We start from the raw sequence: 20,425 nt of genomic DNA, 5'->3' as shown, positions 1-20,425 counted from the left end.
AAGAGCGAGACCATGATCATGCACGTCACCCCCACCCCCACCCCCACCGTCTCCAAGGCACTGTGGAGCACCGAGGAGATCAAGGCACGACTCGAGCAGATGGACATTCCACGCTCACACACCCGCCGCGGGCCCCGCTGGGGCAGCCGCGACCGATAAGCCGGGGGCTGGGGGGCTGGAGGGCGGGGGATGCGGTGTCGCACTGATCCACTCCGACAGGATCAGTGCGACACCGGTTCCGGTTCACACGGCGGAACGCCCGGTCAGCGCTGGTGCCGTGGCTTCCACACAACGAGTGCGTTGCTCCGCGGGATCGGCACCAGGTCGCGCCGGTAACCGGCGTGGACCTTCGAGATCTCCTCCGCCAGCTCGCGAACCCGGTGTTGCAGAGCCTCCACCTGGTTGGTGAGTTCGATGATCCGCTTGATCCCGGCGAGATTGACACCCTCGTCCTGGGAGAGGCGCTGCACCTCGCGGAGCAAAGCCACATCCCGCGGCGAGTAGCGTCGCCCACCACCGGACGTGCGGTGCGGGGTGACCAGTCCGAGCCGGTCGTAGTTGCGCAACGTCTGGGCGTGCATGCCCGCGAGTTCCGCGGCCACCGAGATCACGAATATCTGGGCATCCGGATCAACGGCGGTTTCGCGTGGATCCCCGGTCGTGTCGCTCATCAGGCACCAGCCCACCCGGCCCTCGGATCGAATCCGCTGGCCTTCTCTGCTTCCAGATAGGTCTTCAGTGCTTCGGTGGCCGGGTCGTCGAGCTTCTGCGGAACCGCGACCTTGACCGTGACCAGCAGGTCACCGGCGCCACCGGCACGCTTGGGGACTCCCCGGCCGCGTACGCGCAGGATCCGGCCGTCGGCCGTGCCCGCCGGAATCTTCACACCGACCCGGCCCTCCAAGGTGGGGACGGAGACAGTGGTTCCGAGCACGAGCTCACCGTAACTGACGGGGACGACGAGGGTGAGGTCGTCGCCGTTGCGGCCGAACACCTTGTCGGGACGCACCCGGACCGTCACGAACAGGTCGCCGGACGGCGCGCCGCGCAGGCCCGCCTCGCCCTGGCCTGCCAGCCGGATCTTCTGTCCGTCACTGACACCCGCGGGGACGCGGACGGTGATGGTGCGGGTCCGGTTGGTGACGCCGTTGCCGTGGCAGACCTCGCACGGCGAGTCGATGATGGATCCGGTGCCGCGGCAGTCGTCGCACGGCTCACTGAACCCGAACGCGCCCTGGTTGCGGCTGACGATCCCGGTCCCGTTGCAGCGCGGGCAGACTCGCGGGCTGGTGCCCGGCTGGGCGCCGCTGCCGTGGCAGGTGGTGCACGGCGAGGGGCTGGTCAGTCGCAGCGGAACCGTGACACCCAGCGTGGCCTCGCGGAATTCGAGGGTCGTCTCCGTCTCGACGTCACTGCCCCGGCGGGGACGGTTGGTAGTGCGGGTCGCGCCGCCGCCACCGCCGCCGGCACCGCGGTTGAACAGGCCGCCGAAGATGTCGCCGAGGCCGCCGTCACCGGCCGCCGCGCCGCCGCCGCCGAACAGGTCGTTGATGTCGAATCCGCCCTGGCCGAAACCGCCGGCTCCGGGGTTGAATCCGCCGCCGCCCTGACCGAAGCCGCCGCTCGCGAACAGCCGCCGCGCCTCGTCGTATTCCTTGCGCTTGGCCGGATCGGACAGCACGGCGTGTGCTTCGCTGACGGACTTGAAACGCTCCTCGGCCTTCGTGTCGCCGGGGTTCGCGTCCGGATGCAGGTCGCGGGCGAGCTTGCGGTACGCCTTCTTGATCTCGTCCGCGGATGCGTTGGACGAGACGCCCAGCTCCTTGTAGAAGTCCTTTTCGATCCACTCCCGCTGGCTCACTGGGCGTCTCCTCCTCTCGCTCTTACTCTTGTTCCGACGCGGCGGGCTTCGCCGCCCCGTCGGGGGTGTTCGCGTCGGCATCGCCGGCGCGGTCGATCACAGCTACCATCGCATGCCGCAGGACGCGATCACCGAATTTGTAGCCCTTTCGCATCACCGTGCCGAGAACGGGGTCGTGACCCTCGCCCTCGTGCTGCACTGCCTCGTGCAGCGCCGGGTCGAATGCGTCGCCCTCGGCACCGAACTCGCTCAGACCGAGCGAGGTGAGGGTGCCGGTGAGCTTGTCCGCCACACCCTTCAGCGGCCCCGAGTCGAGGTCGCCGTGGCTGCGGGCACGGTCGAGGTCGTCCAGCACCGCGATGAGCTCACCGACGACGGACGCTTTCGCGTTCGCGATGTCGGACTGCTTGTCGCGCTGGACGCGGCGACGGTAGTTCGCGTATTCCGCCTGCAGTCGCTGCAGGTCAGCGGTGCGCTCCGCCAACTCGTCCGTCTCCGGTGCCGCCGTCTCCGACAGGGCCCCTTCGTCCACCGAGCCGGGCTGCGGAGCGGCAGCGGCGCCCGCGAGGGGCTCCACTACCGGTTCCGCGTCCCGTGTGAGACCGGTCTCGGGGTCGATCTTCCGCTTGTCCACGAAAGTGACCGGTTCCTGCTCGGTGTTGTCGGACGTCACTTCTTCTCCGCGTCGGACGGCTCGTCCACGACCTCGGCGTCGACGACGTCGTCGGCACCGCTCGCGCCGGAGCCGTCGGTGTTGGCGGCCTCCTCGGCGGCACTGGCCTCGTAGATCGCCTGGCCGAGGGCCTGCGACTCGGTGGCCAGCTTCTCGACCGCGGTCTTGACGGCCGCAATGTCGGTGCCTGCGAGAGCGTCGTTGGCTTCCTTGATGGCAGCCTCGACCTTCTCCTTGACGTCGGCGGGCACCTTGTCCTCGTTGTCCTTGATGAACTTCTCGGTCTGGTGCACCAGCGACTCGGCCTGGTTGCGAACCTCGGCCTCCTCGCGGCGGGCCTTGTCTTCCTCGGCGTGCGCCTCGGCGTCCTTGACCATCCGCTCGATCTCTTCCTTGGACAGACCGGAGCCGTCCTGGATCTTGATCGTGTTTTCCTTGCCCGTGCCCTTGTCCTTGGCGGTCACGTGCACGATGCCGTTGGCGTCGATGTCGAACGTGACCTCGATCTGCGGCACGCCACGCGGGGCGGGCGGCAGGTCGGCCAGCTCGAACGAGCCGAGCAGCTTGTTGTGCGACGCGATTTCGCGCTCACCCTGGAACACCTGGATCTGCACCGAGGGCTGGTTGTCGTCAGCCGTGGTGAAGGTCTCGGACCGCTTGGTCGGGATGGTGGTGTTGCGCTCGATGAGCTTGGTCATCACGCCACCCTTGGTCTCGATGCCGAGGGACAGCGGGGTGACGTCGAGGAGCAGCACGTCCTTGACCTCGCCCTTGAGCACGCCGGCCTGCAGGGCGGCGCCGACGGCGACGACCTCGTCCGGGTTGACGCCCTTGTTGGGCTCACGGCCACCGGTCAGCTCGCGCACCAGGTCGGAGACGGCGGGCATACGGGTGGAACCACCGACGAGCACGACGTGGTCGATGTCCTTGACGGCGATGCCGCTGTCCTTGATCACGGCCTGGAAAGGCGCGCGGGTGCGGTCGAGGAGATCGGACGTGATCTTCTGGAACTCGCTGCGGGACAACTGCTCGTCGAGGAACAGCGGGTTCTTGTCCGCGTCGACGGTGATGTAGGGCAGGTTGATCGACGTGCTCTGCGAGGAGCTCAGTTCGATCTTCGCCTTCTCGGCAGCCTCACGGAGACGCTGCAGGGCCATCTTGTCCTTGGTCAGATCGATGCCGTTCTGAGCCTTGAACTTGTCGACGAGCCACGTGACGATGCGCTCGTCCCAGTCGTCACCACCGAGGTGGTTGTCGCCGGACGTGGCGCGGACCTCGACGACGCCGTCGCCGATTTCGAGCAGCGAGACGTCGAACGTGCCGCCACCGAGGTCGAAGACCAGGATGGTCTGTTCCTTGTCGCCCTTGTCGAGGCCGTAGGCCAGTGCGGCCGCGGTGGGCTCGTTGACGATGCGCAGGACGTTGAGGCCGGCGATCTGGCCGGCTTCCTTCGTCGCCTGACGCTGGGCGTCCTCGAAGTACGCGGGGACGGTGATCACGGCGTCCGTGATGTCCTCACCCAGGTAGGCCTCGGCGTCGCGCTTCAGCTTCATGAGCGTGCGCGCGCTGATCTCCTGCGGCGTGTACTTCTTGCCGTCGATCTCCACGTTCCAGTCGGTGCCGATGTGGCGCTTGACGGAGCGGATGGTGCGGTCGACGTTGGTGACGGCCTGGTTCTTGGCGGGCTGGCCGACCAGCACCTCACCGTTCTTGGCGAAGGCGACGATCGACGGGGTGGTGCGTGAACCTTCGGCGTTGGCGACCACTACGGGCTCGCCGCCTTCCAGCACAGACACGACCGAGTTCGTTGTACCGAGGTCGATACCGACGGCACGAGCCATAGTGTTCCTCACTTCCGTTTTGCAGTCCTGTGGGCAGGTTGTTCAGTACTGAACTGCGATGTTGGCGCTTAGTGAGCGCCCTCCGCTCAAGTTTGCACTCCGACACCGTCGGGAGTCAATTCGAACTTGAGTCGAGCACGCTCAATCTTGTCGTAGGGCTCAAAGGAGGAGTGAGGAGATTTGTTCCCGGCCGCCCGGATTTTCTTTCGGCGCCGCCGGCGCGGTCCCGTGCGCGTCGGCCAATCTACCGGCGACCGCTCGATAGGATCGCAGCGTGACGACACCCGAACAGCCGCCACGCCGGCCGGCACCGCCGCGACCCGTACCGCCGCGCCCGGAGTTCGCGGTCACCCCGCTGCGCGCCGCCCCCACCGACGCCACCCCGAAGGCCGTCGCGGTGTCGCTGTCCGCCTGGGTGGGATCGTTCGTCGTTCTCGCCGGCATCGCCGGGGCCGTCGCCCTCGACCTCGGCGCGGTCCGCGACGCCCTCGAGGCGTCGGTGGCCGCGGACAATCCCGGCGACTCGGCGACGGACATCACCGACACGGTGAACCTGACGCTGATCGGCAGCGGCGCCATCGCGGTCGTGCTGATCCTGCTCGGACTGCTGGGGATTCAACTGCTGCGCGCGCGGAAGACGGCGGGGCGGATCACCCTCGCCGTCGTCGGCGTCCTCAGCGCCGCGGGCGGGGTGGGCCTGTGGATGCTGCTGTCCGACGCCGGCGACGCGACCGCGGGTGTGCTGCAGTGGGCGCCGCTCGCCTACAGCGCCCTCGTCGTGGTGGGAGTGCTCGCGCTGTTCGCTCCCGGTGTGTCGCCGTGGCTGCGCCCGAGTCGCTGACTCGGCCGGCGCTTTTCTTACTCCACACAGGACACCCAGCCGAGCGACACCCCGAAAAGCCCTTCCTAATGAGGACCGTTTCTGACCTCAATCGCTTCTATCGTTCTTCTCATGACCACTTCGCAGAATTCCCCGGCCACCGGCGAACGCGCCGACCTCCTCCAGATCCTGCAGGAGCAGCGCGCCACCCTGCTGATCACGATCCGCGGCATCGACGACGAACAGGCACGGAAGCGCTCGACCGTCAGCGACCTGACGCTCGGGGGTCTGATCAAGCACGTGTCCCAGACGGAAAAGCACTGGATCGAAACCATTCTCGAACCCGACGAGAACGCGGAGTTCGACATGGAGTGGTCGATGCAGCAGTACTACATGCGGGACGACGAAACCCTCGAGGGACTGCTGGCCGAGTACGCCGAGGTGGCCCGCGCGACGGAGGCCGCCGTGGCCGGACTCGACGACCTGGACGTGCTCGTTCCGCTGCCCACCGCCCCCTGGGCGCCGGAGCGGCAGTGGTGGACCGTCCGCCGCACCCTGCTGCACATCATCCGGGAGACCAGCCACCACGCCGGTCACGCCGACATCATCCGGGAATCCCTCGACGGCGGAAACACCACCAGGCAGATGGGCGCCGACGCGGGCATGGAGTTCTGACCCACCCGACGGCACAGACGAAAACACCTCACCGGCTTCGGGTTCCGGTGAGGTGTTTCTCGTCTCGGTGTGTGGCTACGTCTCCTCGGTCACGGACAGCACCACCACGTCGTCGGGGAAGGACGCGGGCGTCTGCAGGCCCACGACGGCGAGGGCCCGTCCCGTCATCGAGACGCCGGGAACCTCGCTGCCCGCCGACAGTCCGTCGGCTCGGCCGCCGCCGGGCAGGGTGGTGACGGCCGGGTGAGGCTGCGGCGGCACGTTGAACCAGGCGGGCGGTTTCAGGCCCTCGTCCGGTTCACCGGCGAAGACTGGCCGCACGCGGTACCGCCGGTCCGGGTCGAGCCCGGGCAGCGTGAACCGGCCGCGCGGCGACACGTCGGACCGCCCCACGTACGCGAGGAAGAACAGTGCCTCCGCGCGGTCGTCGGCGACGGCACCGTAGACCAGCAGGGTGGGGTCGATCTCGTCGGCGCGCACCATCGTTCCCGTGTGCAGCAGTTCCCGGTGCCGCTTGTACAGGTCGATCCACACGGCGAGCTGTGCGTTCTCGTCGTCGGTGGCGGTCGCGAGATCCCACTCGATCCCGAGGTGCCCGTACAGCGCCGTCCCCGCCCGGAACGACAGCCGGTGGTACCGGCCCGTCGTGTGGGAGATCCCCGACGCGATGTGCGAGCCGAGCAGTTCGGGGGGAAGCAGTTGCATCGTCCACCGGTTCATCTGCTGGCGTTCGAGCGGATCGATGCAGTCCGAGACCCAGATGCGGTCGGTGCGGTCGAGGATGCCGAGGTCGACCCGCGCGCCACCCGAGGAGCAGGATTCGATCTCCAGTCCGGGGAACCGGCGCTTCAGCTCGTCCATCAGCCGGTACGTCGCGAGCGTCTGGTCGTGGACCCCGGCACGCCCGTGCGGGGCGGTGCCCGCGTCGATCAGGTCGCGGTTGTGGTCCCACTTGATGTAGGCGATGTCGTACTCGCCGAGAATCGCGGACATCCGCTCGAGGATGTGGTCGTACGCCTCGGGGATCCCCAGGTTGAGCACCTGCTGGTTCCGGGACGGCACCGGCGTGCGCCCGCCTGTCGCCATGACCCATTCGGGATGTTCCCGCGCGAGATCGGAATCGAAGTTGATCATCTCCGGTTCGAACCAAAGGCCGAACTCCATGCCGAGCGAGCGCACATGATCGATGATCGGGTGCAGTCCGTCCGGCCACACCGTCTCGTCGACGTGCCAATCCCCCAGCCCCGCCAGATCGTTGCGCCGGTACCGGAACCAGCCGTCGTCGAGCACGTAACGCTCGACGCCGAGCTTGGCCGCTCGATCCGCCAGGTCCTTCAACCGGGCGAGGTCGTGATCGAAGTAGACGGCCTCCCACACGTTGATCGTGACCGGGCGCGCGCGCCGCGGGTGGGTGGGCCGCGACCGGAGATGGTCGTGGAAGCGGTGGGCCTGGGCGTCGAGCCCGTCACCGTAGGCGCCGTAGATCCAGGGGGTTTCGTAGCTTTCGCCGTCGGACAGCCGAATCTCGCCCGGCAGCAGCAGTTCTCCGCCGCCGACCACCTGGAAACCGGTGAAGAGCCGCTCGGCGTAGTGGCGATGGTTGCCGCTGAACCCGACATGGGTGCCCCACACCTCACCGCGGCCGAAACCGAAACCGGGCACGCCGACGGAGAGCACCGTTGCCGCGTCCGGGCCGGTGCGCCCCTTCCGCCCTTCGCGTTCGTGGATCCCGACGGTGAGTTCGCGGCGCTGCGGGGTCCGTTCCTTCCCCCACCGGCCTGCGAAGTCGAGGATCTCCCGGGCCTGCGGCGGGACCGGGAACGCGAGCTGGAGGTCGTCGAGAACGTAGAAGGAGCTGCCCGTGTTGGTGACCTCGGCGCGCGCCCGCAGGAGACCACTCGGCCGCAGCTCGATGTCGAGGGTCAGCCCGAGTTCGGCGATGGCGTCGTGCGCCGAGACCCGGACGGTGCCCGCACCGGCCGAGACGAGTTCCGCGTCCGGGGACGGCCGGTGTTCGGCCCCGTCGACGGTCAGCGCGGTGGTCGTGAACAGCGGCGACCAGTCGGTGCCGTCCCGATGGCCCGCGATCCCTGGTTTTCCCACCCATCCGGTGTGGTGTTCCGGGAGGATCGACAGTCGCACCGGAAGATCGACGACATTTCCCGCAAGGGGCTCGATGTTCGCCTGCGCCAGGGCCACGGCATCGCCGACGTTCAGGTCGCCGAGCGCCGCACCCCAGTGCACGACCGCCGGCAACCGGCCCCCGGTGACGTCGAGCACGACGGACACGCCGCCGGCGGTGAGGTGAACGTATGCGTGCGGTGAGGCGGTGTCGCTCACTTGTTGGCTCCCATCGTGAGTCCGGAAACGAAATGTCGCTGCAGCGCGACGAATACGAGCACCGTCGGCAACGCGACGAGCACCGATCCGGCGGCGAGCAGGTTGGTGTCGGTGAAGAAGCTGCCCTGCAGGTTCTGCAGGGCGGTGGTGACCGGCAGCTTGTCGCCGCTGACCATCAACGCGAGGGCCCAGAAGAAATCATTGTAAATCCAGGTGATCATGAGCGTCGCGAGCGCGGCCAGCGCCGGACGGCACAGCGGCAGCACCACCTGCCAGTACTGGCGGAACAGGCCGGCGCCGTCGACCGTCGCGGCCTCGAGCAGTTCGGGGGGAACGGTCTTCATGTAGTTGCTCAGCACGAACACGCAGAAGCCGGTCTGAAATGCGACGTGCACCAGGATCAGTCCCCAGTAGCTGTCGTAAAGAGAACCCGACGAACTCATCCAGTACGGCAGCGGAATCGCGTTGTACAGACGGAACAACGGGGTCAGCAGCGTCTGCTGCGGCAGCAGGTTGCCTGCGATGAACACCGCCAGCATGATCACGTTCAACTTCCACGGGAACCGGGCGAGCACGAACGCCGCCATCGACCCGATGAACAGGATCAGCAGCACCGCCGGGATGGTGATGATCATCGAGTTGAGGAAGTAGTGCGGGATTCCGCCGACCTCCCACGACTCGGTGTAATTGCTCAGCGTGAAGCCGCCTACGGACAGGTAGCCGTGGGTGAGGACGTAGTCGTAGTCGCGGAACGAGTTGTAGAGCGCCCACAGCAGCGGGAAGATCCACAGCAACGCGAGCGCGGTGAGCAGGAGGTACATCGCCGCGTGCGCGGCACTGAGCCGGCGCCGGTTGGCCACCGCGGCCCTGTTGCGGGGCCCGGTCCGATCGGCGGGCGCACTGCGGTCGGCGAGGGGTGTCGTCATGGTCATCAGTCGTCGCTCCGCATCACGATCCAGAGATAGAGGGCAATGAACACCAGCGAGATCACGAGCATGATCGTCGCCAGGGCCGAACCGAATCCGACGCGGCCCGCTTCACCCACGACGTTCGCGGTGACGAGGGCGGAGATCAGTTCGAGTCCGTTGCGGCCCTTGTTGATCACCCACACGAGGTCGAAGGCGCGCAGGGCCTCGATGACGGTGATGACGATGATCAGCAGGTTGGTGGGTTTCATCAGGGGGAACACGATCCGGAAGAACGTGCGGATCGGCCCGGCACCGTCCATCAGGGCGGCTTCGCGCACCGACGGGTCGATGGCCTTGAGACCGGCCAAGTACAACAGCATGATGTAGCCGGTGTGCCGCCAGCTCGCGGCGACCATGACGGCCCAGATGTTGACGTCCGGGTTGCCGAGCCAGTCGACGTCCGTGCCGAGGATGGTGTTGAGCACGCCGCCGTCGGTGGAGTAGATCAGCTGCCACACGAACCCGACGAGGGCCATCGACAGCACCACGGGGATGTAGAAGATGCTCTGGTACAGCCGGCTTCCCTTCAGGCCCCGGTCGAGCAACACGGCGAGGAAGATGCCGAGGATCGTCGGGAAGACGAAGAGGAACGCCAGCCACAGGACGTTGTTGTGGAGCGCCTGCTGGAACGGCGGGTACGCCTGGACGGCGTCGACGTAGTTCTGCGGGCCGATCCACTCGATGCTCGATGTGCCGCCGATGCCGTCCCAGCGGGCGAACGACAGGATCACCGTGAAGACGGTGGGAATCCACACCAGCCCGATCACGATCGCGGCGGGCAGCCCGAGCATGACGGCGATGGTCCACCGGTCGCCGCGGCTGCGCCGGATCTTCGGCGCCGGGATCCTGGGTTCGGTTCCGGCCTGGGGAGGAACTGTGCTGGTCATGAATTCACCTGACCTGTCGGGACCGTGATGGCGGTCGTTGTCTTCTCGTGTGCGCTCATTGCCCGAACACCGCCGCCTTCTGCCGCTCGATGCTCCGGACCAAGCCGTCCACGTCGTTCGGGTTGCCGAGGAACTGCTGCATCGCGGGGATCATCACGACGGACGCGAAATCGGGGCGGGTGTCCCGGTCGAGGAACTGGGTGATGGACCCCGCACCCTGGACGAGGGCAGCCGACTTCTGCACGAGCGGAGGGAAACTCGACAGGTCGGCGTCGCGGTGCGCCGGGATCGCCTGGGGGTCCTGCTTCGCGTACGCGACGGCGGCGTCGGCGTTCGTGAGGAAGGAGAGGAACTGCTGCGCCCCGTCGGGATTCCGCGGATCCTTGCGCATCATGAATCCGTCCATCGGCGCCTCCACCGCCGACGTGCCGACCGCGGAGTCGAGTTCGGGGAACGCGAAGAAGTCCAGATCCTCGCGGTCGGGGCCCGCCGGGAAACTCTGCGCGACGAACATGCCGGCCACCAGCATCCCGACCTCCTTGTTGAGGAGCGCCTGCTGCGCCTCGGACATCTTGCGGCCCAGCGGTTGCGGCTGATGGAACGGAAGGATCTCGCGCCAGGTGTCGAACACCGACCGGACGCGGTTGTCGGTCCAGCTCACGTCGCCCGCGAGGAGGGAGCGGTGGAAGTCGACGCCGTTGAGGCGCAGATCGAGATAGTCGAACGTGCCGAACGGCGACCAGCCGTCCCGGACCCCGAAACCGATGGGGGTGAGCCCGTCCGACTGCATGCGTTTCGACAGGGCCACCCATTCGTCGAACGTCTTCGGCGGCGCGTAACCGCGTTGCTGCCAGAGGCTGGGGCGGTAGAACACGGCCCACGGGTAGTAGAAGAACGGGATCAGGTACTGCTTGCCGTCGGTGCCGGTGGACGCCTCGCGGAAGCTGTCGCTGAAGCCGCTGCCGTGCGTTTGCCACACCGGGCTGACGTCGTCGACGAGGCCCTTGTCGGCGAAATACCTCATCCGGTATCCCGACATCCAGGTGAAGACGTCGTCCGGGGTGCCCTGCAGGTAGTTGTTGACGTTCTCCTGGAACGACGTGGAGTCGACGGAGTTGATGCGCACGGCGCCGCCGGTCTGCTGCTGGAACATCCCGACGACGTCCTGCACGCCGAGTTTGGCGTTCTTGTCCGACAGCCGCGATCCGAGGGTGATCACGTGGGGGTCGACGCCGCTGGTGCACCCGGACAGCAGGCCGGCCGTCGACAGGGCGCCCGCGGCGCCGAGCGCGGCCTTGAGAAAGGTGCGCCGGGAGGGTTGCCACGGGTGCGGCAGCTCGTTTCGGTTCATGGTGCCCTTTTCGCTCGAGTAGCGGGGTGGGGCGGAGTCGCTCACCATCCGAATCGAAATCGAACAAACTCGATCACATTTCGCTGATGTCGCCTCACGCCGTTACGTGATGCAGGTTACAAAACCACGCCTTGTCACGCGTTGTCAACCGCTACACAGCGCGTTTACCTGCGTAAGTGCATAAATGTTCATTCGTGTTGACTTTTGAGCAGCGATCGGACAGATTGTGAGCATGCACACAGCGAGCGATTCCGGCGGGCGGCACCTGCGGTGGCCGACCCGGGGCATTTCCTTCGGCGGTGACTACAACCCCGAGCAGTGGCCGGAAGAGGTCTGGCAGCACGACGTCGAACTCATGCGCGAGGCGGGCGTCGACTTCGCGACCGTCGGCGTCTTCTCCTGGGCGCGACTGCAGCCCACCCCCTCCACCTGGGACTTCGGCTGGCTCGACCGCGTCCTCGACCTCCTGCACGACGGCGGCGTCCGCGTCGACCTGGCCACCGCGACCGCGTCCCCACCCCCCTGGCTCACGGCGGCGCATCCCGAGATCCGGCCCGTGGACGAACGCGGTTACCGGTACGAGATCGGCAGCAGGCAGACGTGGAGCCCGAGTTCGCCGATCTACCGCGACCACTCCCTCGCCCTCGTCGAGAAGATGGCCACCCGCTACGGCGACCACCCCGCACTCGCTCTCTGGCACGTGTCGAACGAACTCGGCTGCCACAACTCGCGCTGCTACTCCCCCGACAGCGCGCGGGCGTTCCGGCGGTGGCTGCAGCGTCGCTACGGCGACCTCACCGAACTCAACCGGGTATGGGGCACGACGTTCTGGAGCCAGCACTACAGCGCGTGGGACGAGGTGGTGCCGCCTGCCGCGAGCACGACGTTCGGTAACCCCACCCATCTGCTGGACTGGCGCCGCTTCTGCTCCGACGCGCTCCTCGACCAGTACCTCGCGGAGCGGGAGGTGTTGCGGCGCATCACCCCCGAGGTCCCGGTGACGACGAACTTCATGGTGGGCATGGGCTCGCCGCTGTCCCTCGCCGGCGACATGAACTACGCGCAGTGGGCGCCGGAACAGGACCTCGTCTCCACCGACCACTATCTGGTCGGACCCGCGACCGGTGACGGCGCCGCCCACCACCGGCTGTCGTTCTCCGCCGACCTCACCCGCGGCATCGCCGGTTCCGAGCCGTGGCTGCTGATGGAGCACTCGACGAGTGCCGTCAACTGGCAGCCGGTCAACCGGGCGAAGGCGCCCGGCGAGATGCTGCGCAACTCCCTCGCCCACGTCGCTCGCGGCGCGGACGGTGTCGCGTTCTTCCAGTTCCGCGCGTCGCAGGCCGGGGCCGAGAAGTTCCACTCCGCGCTGGTGCCGCACGCGGGCACCGACTCCGCCCGGTGGCGTGAAGTCGTCCAACTCGGGGCGGTGCTGCAGCGGCTGGAGCCGGTCCGCGGCAGCCGCGTCGAGGCCCCGGTCGGCATCCTGTTCGACTGGGAGTCGCAGTGGGCGTGCGAGCAGGACGGGCACCCGTCGCGGTTGATGCAGCCGATGACGATCGCCGAGCGGATGCACCGCGCGTTCGCCGGGGTGACCTGCGACGTCGTTCCCCCGGACGCCGACCTCGGCCGGTACTCGGTGCTGGTCGTGCCCGCGATGTATCTGTGCAGCGACGAGGAGGCGGACCGCATCGCCGCGGCGGCCCGCGCAGGCGCGCAGGTACTGGTGACGGCGTTCTCCGGGATCGCGGACCGCGACGACCACGTCCGGCTCGGCGGCTACCCGGGGGCGTTCGGAGACCTGCTCGGCGTCCGGACCGAGGAGTTCTTCCCACTCGGCGCCGACGAGACGGTCGCCCTCGACGACGGCACGTCGGCCCGCGTCTGGACCGAATACCTCACGGTCGCCGGGGACGTGGACGTCCTCGCCCGCCACACCGAGGGACACCTGCAGGGCGTGCCCGCCGTCACCCGGCGTCCCGTCGGCGACGGCGCCGCGTGGTATCTCGCGACCGTCCCCGACACGCGGGGCCTGGAGCGGCTCGCCGAGACGGTCTGCGCCGCAGCCGGTCTCGACCTGCACGCTGGGGGGAACTCCGACGTCGAGATCGTACGCAGGCGGGGCGAGAACGGGTCGTGGCTGTTCGTCCTCAATCACACGAACGAGAAGGTGACCGTCGACGTCTCGGGCACCGACCTCGTGACTGAACGGGTGTTCGACGGACCGCTCACGCTGGAACCGGGCAACTGTGCTGTGATTCGCGAAGACAGCGCCGGCACCGGCGCCCCGACACGGAAGGCGGACGCATGATGCTCGCTCGTCAGCGCCAGCAGGTGATCCTCGACGAGGTCACCACGCACGGCGCGGTGAAGGTCGTCGACCTCGGTGTGACGCTCGGGGTCTCCGACATGACCATCCGGCGCGACATCAACGAACTCGTCGAGCAGGGTCTCGTCGAGCGGGTGCACGGCGGGGTGACGCTGCCGCGCTCGGCGAGCGTCCACGAACCGGGGTTCTCGGCGAAGTCCGAACTCGACCGGGAGGCCAAGCGGGCCATCGCCCGCGCCGCCGCCAGGCTGGTGCGGCCGGGCACGTCGGTCGGCATCTCCGGCGGCACCACCACGCACGCCCTCGCCCGCGAACTCCTCGACGTCCCCGACATCACCGTCGTCACCAACTCGCTGCCCGTCGCCGACGCCTTCCACGAGGGCGGCCGCGACGACCAGACCATCCTCCTCACCGGCGGTCAGCGCACCCCGTCGTTCGCCCTGGTCGGACCGCTCACGGTCGCCGCCCTGCGCGGCATCCACGTGGACATGCTGTTCCTCGGCACGCACGGCATGGGGATCGACTCGGGGCTGACCTGCCCCAATCTGATGGAAGCCCAGACCAATCAGGCGCTCGTCGCGTCGTCGCGGCGCGTCGTGGTGCTCGCCGACCACACGAAGTGGGGGGTGACCGCGCTGGCCAACACGATCCCGCTGTCCGACGTCGACATCCTCATCACCGACGCCGGGCTCGAGCGCACCGCCCAGGAAGCCCTCGCCGACCACGTCGGCGATCTCGTGGTCACACGGGAGAACGCGGAAGGACATATCGATGACCGTGCGTGACGAACAGGAGGCGCTGGAGGCCCCCACGCGCGTCCGGATGCGCAAGACCCGGACGACGCTCGCGGACGGCCGCGAACTCCTCTACTTCGACGACTCCGAGCCATACGTGTCGGGCGGCGCCACCCGGGAACTGGTGGATTCGCGTCCGCTGCCGCCCGCGGTGTCGCTGTCGCAGATGCGTTTCGACGTGCTCACCGGGGAGTGGGTGGTCATCGCCGCGCAGCGGATGGACCGCACGTTCCTGCCGCCGCCGGACGCGTCGCCGCTCGCGCCGAGCCGGCCGGGCAAGGCGCCCACCGAGATTCCGGCCGACGACTACGACGTGGTGGTGTTCGAGAACCGCTTCCCCTCGCTGGCCACGGCCGCCGCGGAGCAGGACCTCCCGGACTGCGTCGACGGCGAGGCGCTGTGGCCGCTGGCACCGGGAGCAGGCAGGTGCGAGGTGGTCTGCTTCACCAGCAACCCGGATGCCGCGTTCTCCACTCTGAGCATCGACCGGGTCCGCACCGTCGTCGACGTCTGGGCCGACCGCACCGCCGAACTGTCGGCGCTGCCGGGGGTGCGGCAGGTGTTCTGCTTCGAGAACCGGGGCAAGGAAATCGGTGTCACTCTCACCCATCCGCACGGGCAAATCTACGCCTACCCGTATCTGCCGCCGCGCACGGACGCGCTGATCCGGCGTTCCCGCGAGCACTTCGAGAGCACCGGGCGGTTGCTGCTCGCCGACGTCCTCGACGCCGAACGCCGCTCCGGCAGACGGGTGGTGCTGGCCGGCGAACACTGGACCGCGTACGTTCCGGCCGCCTCGCGCTGGCCGCTGGAGGTGCACCTCGCACCGCACCGCGACGTCCGCGACCTCGCCGAACTGACCGACGACGAACGCGACGAACTCGCGCAGGTGTATCTCGAACTGCTGCGGCGGGTCGACCGCTTCTTCGACGGCGTCGACGCCGTGCCCTACATCGCGGCGTGGCACCAGGCACCCGTCGGCGAGGACCGCCCGCTCGGACGGCTGCACCTGCAACTGTTCTCGATGATGCGATCACCAGGCCGGATGAAGTACCTGGCCGGCTCGGAATCCGGGATGGGTGCGTGGGTCAACGACACCACGCCCGAGCGCATCGCCGACCGGCTACGGGAGGTGGCGTCGTGAATGCCGCACAGTGGGTGACCCCCGCCGAAGAGCACACGGTCGCAGGCACCGCGGAGGCGTTGTTCCGCACCACGTTCGGCGGCGACGCGGACGGTGTCTGGGCGGCGCCCGGCCGCGTCAACCTCATCGGCGAGCACGTCGACTACGCCGGCGGACTGGTCCTGCCGTTCGCCCTCCCCTACGTCACCGTCGTCGCCGTCCGCGTACGGGACGACGGGATCCTGCACGCCCTGTCCACCCACACCGGCGAGTCCTGGCAGGGTGCGCTCGCAGACGTCGCCCCGGGCCCCCCGTCCGGCTGGGCCGCGTACGTCGCCGGGGTGGTGTGGGCGCTGCGCCGATCCGGACATCTCACGGCCGGAACAGGTTTCGATGTGGCAGTGCATTCGACGGTCCCGGTCGGCTCCGGGCTGTCGAGTTCGGCCGCGCTCGAGTGCGCGTTCGCGCTCGCCGTCGCCGACCTCGCCGGGCTGCCCACGGACGAGTCCGGCCGCCGGCCGCTGATCGACGCGTCCATCCGCGCGGAGAACGAGATCGCCGGGGCGTCCACCGGCGGCATGGACCAGTCGGTCGCGATGCTCGCCCGCCCCGGCCACGCCCTGCTCCTCGACTGCCGGGACGGGACGAGCAGGCACGTCCCGCTCGACTTCGGCTCCGCGGGCGCCCGGCTGGTGGTCGTCGACACCAACGCGCCGCACCGGCTGGTCGACGGCCAGTACGGCAACCGGCGCGCCGCCGTCGAGAAGGCGTGCGCCGACCTCGGTGTCGCCACCCTGCGCGACGTCGCCGACCCCGACGCGGCCGTCGCGGCGCTGAGTTCCCCTGCGGCGCAGCGGGCCCGGCACGTGCTCGGCGAGATCGGCCGCGTCCGGGAGGTCGCCGATCTGCTCGACCGCGGCCGGATCGCCGACCTCGGCGACGCCCTCAACCGCTCGCACGCCTCCCTGCGCGACGACTACGAGGTCAGTTCCGTCGAACTCGACTCCGCCGTCGACGCCGCGGTCGAGGCCGGCGCCTGGGGAGCACGGATGACCGGCGGCGGCTTCGGCGGTTCCGCGATCGCGCTCGTCCCCCTCGACCGGGTCGACGCCGTCACCGAGAACATCGTCCGCCGCGCCGAATCCGCGTCCCTGCCCACACCGCAGTTCCTGTCCGCCGAGCCGTCGGGCTCGGCCCACCGACTCTGAATTTCCCCACCGATTTCTCGAACAACCGATTTCTCGAACTGCGAGGAGAAGACCATGGCACGAGTCACGTATGACGCGGCGACCAAGATGTACCCCGGCTCGGACGTGCCGGCAGTGGATTCGCTGAACCTCGACATCGAGGACGGCGAATTCCTCGTCCTCGTCGGCCCGTCCGGCTGCGGCAAGTCGACGTCGTTGCGGATGCTCGCCGGTCTCGAAGACGTCGACTACGGCGCCATCCGCATCGGCGAACGCGACGTCACCGCGCTCGCCCCGAAGGAACGGGACATCGCGATGGTGTTCCAGAACTACGCGCTGTACCCCCACATGACGGTCGCGAAGAATATGGGCTTCGCCCTCGAGATCGCCGGCATGGACAAGAGCGAGATCGGGCGCCGCGTCGAGGAGGCCGCGAAGATCCTCGACCTCGGCGACTACCTGAACCGCAAACCGAAGGCACTGTCCGGTGGGCAGCGGCAGCGGGTCGCGATGGGCCGGGCGATCGTCCGCAACCCGCAGGTGTTCCTCATGGACGAACCGCTGAGCAACCTCGACGCGAAACTCCGGGTGCAGACCCGCACCCAGATCTCGCTGCTGCAGCGCCGACTGGCCACCACCACCGTCTACGTCACCCACGACCAGGTGGAAGCAATGACGATGGGCGACCGCGTCGCCGTCATGAAGGCGGGCGTCCTGCAGCAATGTGCGAGCCCGAAGACCCTGTACGAGAAGCCGGTCAACAGTTTCGTCGCCGGGTTCATCGGGTCACCGGCCATGAACCTGTTCGAGGTGGACGTCGTGCACGGCGACGCCCGGATCGGCTCGCTGTCGACGCCGATCGAGCGGTCGGTGCTGGGCGCCCTGGACACCGGCCGGGTCGTCGTCGGTGTCCGCCCGGAGGCGTGGACCGTGTCCGATCAGGGCACCGCCGTGAAGGTCGACGTGGTCGAGGAACTCGGCGCCGACGCCTACATCTACGGACGCCTCGTCCGCGACGGCGACCTCGGCGGCCACGACATCGTCGCCCGGGTCAGCGACTCCGCCTCCCCGGCCAAGGGCGACGTGATCCGGCTGGCACCGGATCCGGCCCGCCTGCACTACTTCTCGCCCACCACCGGCGCCCGGCTCGGCGACTGAAACGGAAGGAGAACGGTGAAACTTCTCGTCACCGGCGGCGCCGGGTACGTCGGCAGCGTTTGCGCGCAGCGACTACTCGAGTGCGGCCACACGGTCGTCATCGTCGACGACCTGTCGACCGGCAACGCCGACGCGGTGCCTGCAGGAGCGGAATTCGTCGAGGACGACGTCGCGAGCGCAGCCCACCGGGTTCTCGGCGCCGAAGATATCGACGGCGTGCTGCATTTCGCCGCCCGCTCCCTCGTCGGCGAGTCGGTGGAGACACCGGAAACGTACTGGCAGGCCAACGTCGTCAAGACCCTGACGCTGCTGGAGGCGATGCGCTCCTCCGGTACAGCCCGGCTGGTGTTCTCCTCGACGGCGGCGACGTACGGTTCCCCGGATTCTGTGCCGATCACCGAGGACGCACCCACCCGGCCGACCAACCCGTACGGCGCCACCAAACTGGCGATCGACCACGCGATCACGTCGTACGCGCACGCCCACGGGCTGGCGGCGTGCAGCCTCCGGTATTTCAACGTCGCAGGCGCGTACGCCGGGCTCGGCGAGAACCGGGCCGTGGAGACACACCTGATCCCGCTGGTGCTGCAGGTCGCGGCCGGGCACCGCGACGAGATCTCGGTGTTCGGCACCGACTGGCCCACCCCCGACGGCACCGCCGTCCGCGACTACATCCACATCCGCGACCTGGCCGAGGCGCACGTCCTCGCTCTCGAATTCTCGCGGCCCGGAACGCACCGGATCTACAACCTCGGCACCGGCACCGGGTTCAGTGTGCGGGAGGTGATCGCGTCCTGCGAACGCGTCACCGGGCGGTCCGTCGCCACCCGGGACGCCCTGCGCCGCGCCGGGGATCCGGCCGTACTCGTCGCGTCCGGCGCCCGGGTGCAGGCCGAACTGGGCTGGCAGCCACGGCACACCGATCTCGACGAGATCGTGGCCGATGCCTGGGCGTATCTGCAGTCGCCGGCCGGGCGGCGGCGCTACCGTGGTTCGGTGCGGTCGTGACGGCTGTGCCGCGAGAAGGAGGCTGCTGTGGACGACGCCGATTCCACGAGGCAGAGGCGGATCGTGGAGGTCCTCGTCGAGGCCTTCGCCGACCTGATGGAGGCGGATCCGAGCGCGTTCCGCACGAAGTTCCGGAAGATGGCCGCCAACCCGTTCGCGTTCTACCGGGGCAGCGCGTGCTTGTTCTACGACGATCTGCGTGACTTCGACGATCCGTGGGCGGACGAGCGCACCGGCCGCGTGTGGATTCACGGCGATCTGCATCTGGAGAATTTCGGCACGTACATGAACTCGGAGGGCACGCTCGTCTTCGACGTCAACGATTTCGACGAGGCGTACGTGGGGCACTTCAGCTGGGATCTGCGGCGCTTCGTCGCGAGTCTGGCGTTGATGGGCTGGCAGAAGGCGCTCCCCGAGAGTGATGTCCGGGAACTCGCCGAGACGTATCTGCGCAGTTACGTCGAGCAGGTCCTGCAGTATGCGCGGGAGGAGGCGGACGAGGCGTATGCGCTGCGCCTGGACAATTCGCGCGGCGCCATTCACGACCTCCTGCTGAGCGCGCGCCTCGCCACCCGGGTGAGCCTGCTCGAATCGGTGACGGTGCTCGAGGACTACGACCGGCACTTCCGCCGCGGCCGCGGGGTCCGCGAACTGGAGGAGGCGGAACGCACCACGGTCTGCGAGGCGGTGGAGACGTACGTCGAGAGGATCCCCCGCAGCAAGCGGTCCTCACGCCCGGTGTTCTACAGCATCAAGGACGTGGTGGGCCGGAAGGGCTTCGGGATCGGCAGCGCCGGCCTGCCCGCGTACAACGTGCTCATCGAAGGGGCGTCCCAGGCGCTCGAGAACGACATCGTGCTGTCTCTCAAGCAGGGCAACGTCGCCGCTCCGAGCCGGATCGTCGACGAACCCGGTGTGCGCGAGTACTTCGAGCACGAGGGCCACCGCACCGCGGTGAGTCAGCGCGCCCTGCAGGTCCACACGGATCCACTGCTCGGTTACACGGAGATCGACGGCAGCGGCTTCGTCGTCGCCGAACTCTCTCCGTACGAACTGGACCTCGACTGGTCCGACCTCACCGAACCGGAGGACATCGCGCCGCTGCTCGAGGACCTCGGCCGGGCGACGGCGAAGGTGCACTGCGTCTCCGACGAGGACAGCGACCAGACCCTGGTGACGTTCCAGACCGAGGACGCGATCCAGAACGTCGTCGACGGCAGGCTGGACGAGTTCGTCGGCGAGATCGTCGACTTCGGCATCGCCTACGCCGAGGTCAGCCGCAAGGATCACCAACTGTTCGTGGACGCGTTCCGGGAGGGCGAAATCGCGGGCGTGTCCGCGACGTAGCTCGGCTACCAGGTTGTGCGCCAGTGCTCCGCCGTTCACGGCGGGGGTGAAGGCGCACGGGAG

The 20,425-nt window shown here is 68.5% G+C and carries 18 protein-coding genes; 10 read left to right on the top strand and 8 right to left on the bottom strand.

Annotation, left to right across the window (positions count from 1 at the left end):
• The first annotated feature begins 12 nt into the window (after positions 1-12).
• Complete coding sequence (locus MLGJGCBP_RS50680) at positions 13-159, top strand: hypothetical protein (RefSeq protein ID WP_167372165.1); 147 nt, start codon at positions 13-15, stop codon at positions 157-159.
• 104 nt (positions 160-263) lie between these two features.
• Here MLGJGCBP_RS50680 and MLGJGCBP_RS26965 read toward each other — a convergent pair whose 3' ends face one another.
• The 4 genes from MLGJGCBP_RS26965 to dnaK are packed head-to-tail and all read right to left on the bottom strand — an operon-like array spanning position 264 to position 4,375.
• Positions 264-671 carry a heat shock protein transcriptional repressor HspR gene (locus MLGJGCBP_RS26965; RefSeq protein WP_072937428.1) on the bottom strand — a complete coding sequence of 136 codons (408 nt, stop codon included), beginning with the start codon at positions 669-671 and terminating at the stop codon, positions 264-266.
• Entirely contained in the window at positions 671-1,861 is a 1,191-nt protein-coding gene (gene dnaJ, locus MLGJGCBP_RS26960; RefSeq protein ID WP_160099300.1) for a molecular chaperone DnaJ, read from the bottom strand. The genes MLGJGCBP_RS26965 and dnaJ overlap by 1 nt, the downstream gene beginning before the upstream one ends.
• 22 nt (positions 1,862-1,883) lie before the next feature.
• Complete coding sequence (gene grpE / locus MLGJGCBP_RS26955) at positions 1,884-2,534, bottom strand: nucleotide exchange factor GrpE (protein WP_087561376.1); 651 nt, start codon at positions 2,532-2,534, stop codon at positions 1,884-1,886.
• Positions 2,531-4,375, bottom strand: a complete 1,845-nt coding sequence (gene dnaK, locus MLGJGCBP_RS26950) for a molecular chaperone DnaK (RefSeq protein ID WP_072937401.1) — start codon at positions 4,373-4,375, stop codon at positions 2,531-2,533. Before dnaK ends, grpE begins: the two co-directional genes overlap by 4 nt.
• Positions 4,376-4,649: 274 nt before the next feature.
• Between dnaK and MLGJGCBP_RS26945 the strand changes: the two genes are divergently transcribed.
• Positions 4,650-5,216 carry a hypothetical protein gene (locus tag MLGJGCBP_RS26945; RefSeq protein WP_160099298.1) on the top strand — a complete coding sequence of 189 codons (567 nt, stop codon included), beginning with the start codon at positions 4,650-4,652 and terminating at the stop codon, positions 5,214-5,216.
• A 111-nt stretch (positions 5,217-5,327) separates the two neighbouring features.
• Positions 5,328-5,870, top strand: a complete 543-nt coding sequence (locus tag MLGJGCBP_RS26940) for a DinB family protein (protein WP_087561373.1) — start codon at positions 5,328-5,330, stop codon at positions 5,868-5,870.
• A 75-nt stretch (positions 5,871-5,945) separates the two neighbouring features.
• On the opposite strand, the gene MLGJGCBP_RS26935 is transcribed toward MLGJGCBP_RS26940, so the two are convergent.
• From MLGJGCBP_RS26935 to MLGJGCBP_RS26920, 4 genes are read right to left on the bottom strand one after another with little or no spacing between them, the layout of a single operon-like run.
• On the bottom strand, positions 5,946-8,210 hold the full coding sequence (locus MLGJGCBP_RS26935; protein ID WP_160099296.1) for an alpha-galactosidase: 2,265 nt from the start codon (positions 8,208-8,210) through the stop codon (positions 5,946-5,948).
• A complete protein-coding gene (locus MLGJGCBP_RS26930; protein ID WP_160099294.1) occupies positions 8,207-9,142 on the bottom strand; it encodes a carbohydrate ABC transporter permease in 936 nt (311 codons plus the stop codon). The genes MLGJGCBP_RS26935 and MLGJGCBP_RS26930 overlap by 4 nt, the downstream gene beginning before the upstream one ends.
• On the bottom strand, positions 9,142-10,065 hold the full coding sequence (locus MLGJGCBP_RS26925; RefSeq protein ID WP_087561370.1) for a carbohydrate ABC transporter permease: 924 nt from the start codon (positions 10,063-10,065) through the stop codon (positions 9,142-9,144). Before MLGJGCBP_RS26925 ends, MLGJGCBP_RS26930 begins: the two co-directional genes overlap by 1 nt.
• 55 nt (positions 10,066-10,120) lie before the next feature.
• Complete coding sequence (locus MLGJGCBP_RS26920; RefSeq protein WP_160099292.1) at positions 10,121-11,416, bottom strand: ABC transporter substrate-binding protein; 1,296 nt, start codon at positions 11,414-11,416, stop codon at positions 10,121-10,123.
• A 232-nt stretch (positions 11,417-11,648) separates the two neighbouring features.
• Between MLGJGCBP_RS26920 and MLGJGCBP_RS26915 the strand changes: the two genes are divergently transcribed.
• The 7 genes from MLGJGCBP_RS26915 to MLGJGCBP_RS26885 are packed head-to-tail and all read left to right on the top strand — an operon-like array spanning position 11,649 to position 20,362.
• Positions 11,649-13,727, top strand: a complete 2,079-nt coding sequence (locus tag MLGJGCBP_RS26915) for a beta-galactosidase (protein ID WP_160099290.1) — start codon at positions 11,649-11,651, stop codon at positions 13,725-13,727.
• Positions 13,724-14,530: a DeoR/GlpR family DNA-binding transcription regulator gene (locus tag MLGJGCBP_RS26910; RefSeq protein ID WP_160099288.1), complete on the top strand. Its 807-nt coding sequence runs from the start codon at positions 13,724-13,726 to the stop codon at positions 14,528-14,530. Before MLGJGCBP_RS26915 ends, MLGJGCBP_RS26910 begins: the two co-directional genes overlap by 4 nt.
• The gene (gene galT / locus MLGJGCBP_RS26905; protein WP_160099286.1) at positions 14,517-15,683 is read left to right on the top strand and encodes a galactose-1-phosphate uridylyltransferase; all 1,167 of its coding nucleotides are present in this window, start codon (positions 14,517-14,519) and stop codon (positions 15,681-15,683) included. The genes MLGJGCBP_RS26910 and galT overlap by 14 nt, the downstream gene beginning before the upstream one ends.
• Positions 15,680-16,870: a galactokinase gene (gene galK, locus MLGJGCBP_RS26900; protein WP_160099284.1), complete on the top strand. Its 1,191-nt coding sequence runs from the start codon at positions 15,680-15,682 to the stop codon at positions 16,868-16,870. The genes galT and galK overlap by 4 nt, the downstream gene beginning before the upstream one ends.
• Before the next feature lie 54 nt (positions 16,871-16,924).
• Entirely contained in the window at positions 16,925-18,007 is a 1,083-nt protein-coding gene (locus MLGJGCBP_RS26895) for an ABC transporter ATP-binding protein (RefSeq protein ID WP_160099282.1), read from the top strand.
• Between the two features lie 15 nt (positions 18,008-18,022).
• A complete protein-coding gene (gene galE, locus MLGJGCBP_RS26890; protein WP_160099280.1) occupies positions 18,023-19,015 on the top strand; it encodes a UDP-glucose 4-epimerase GalE in 993 nt (330 codons plus the stop codon).
• A 27-nt stretch (positions 19,016-19,042) separates the two neighbouring features.
• On the top strand, positions 19,043-20,362 hold the full coding sequence (locus MLGJGCBP_RS26885) for a DUF2252 domain-containing protein (RefSeq protein ID WP_160099278.1): 1,320 nt from the start codon (positions 19,043-19,045) through the stop codon (positions 20,360-20,362).
• The last annotated feature ends 63 nt before the right edge of the window (positions 20,363-20,425 follow it).

Source organism: Rhodococcus sp. T7 (genome assembly GCF_009872365.1).
GTDB lineage: Bacteria > Actinomycetota > Actinomycetes > Mycobacteriales > Mycobacteriaceae > Rhodococcus_F.
Note: the sequence above shows the minus strand (reverse complement) of the source record. Positions and strands in the feature narration are given on the sequence as shown.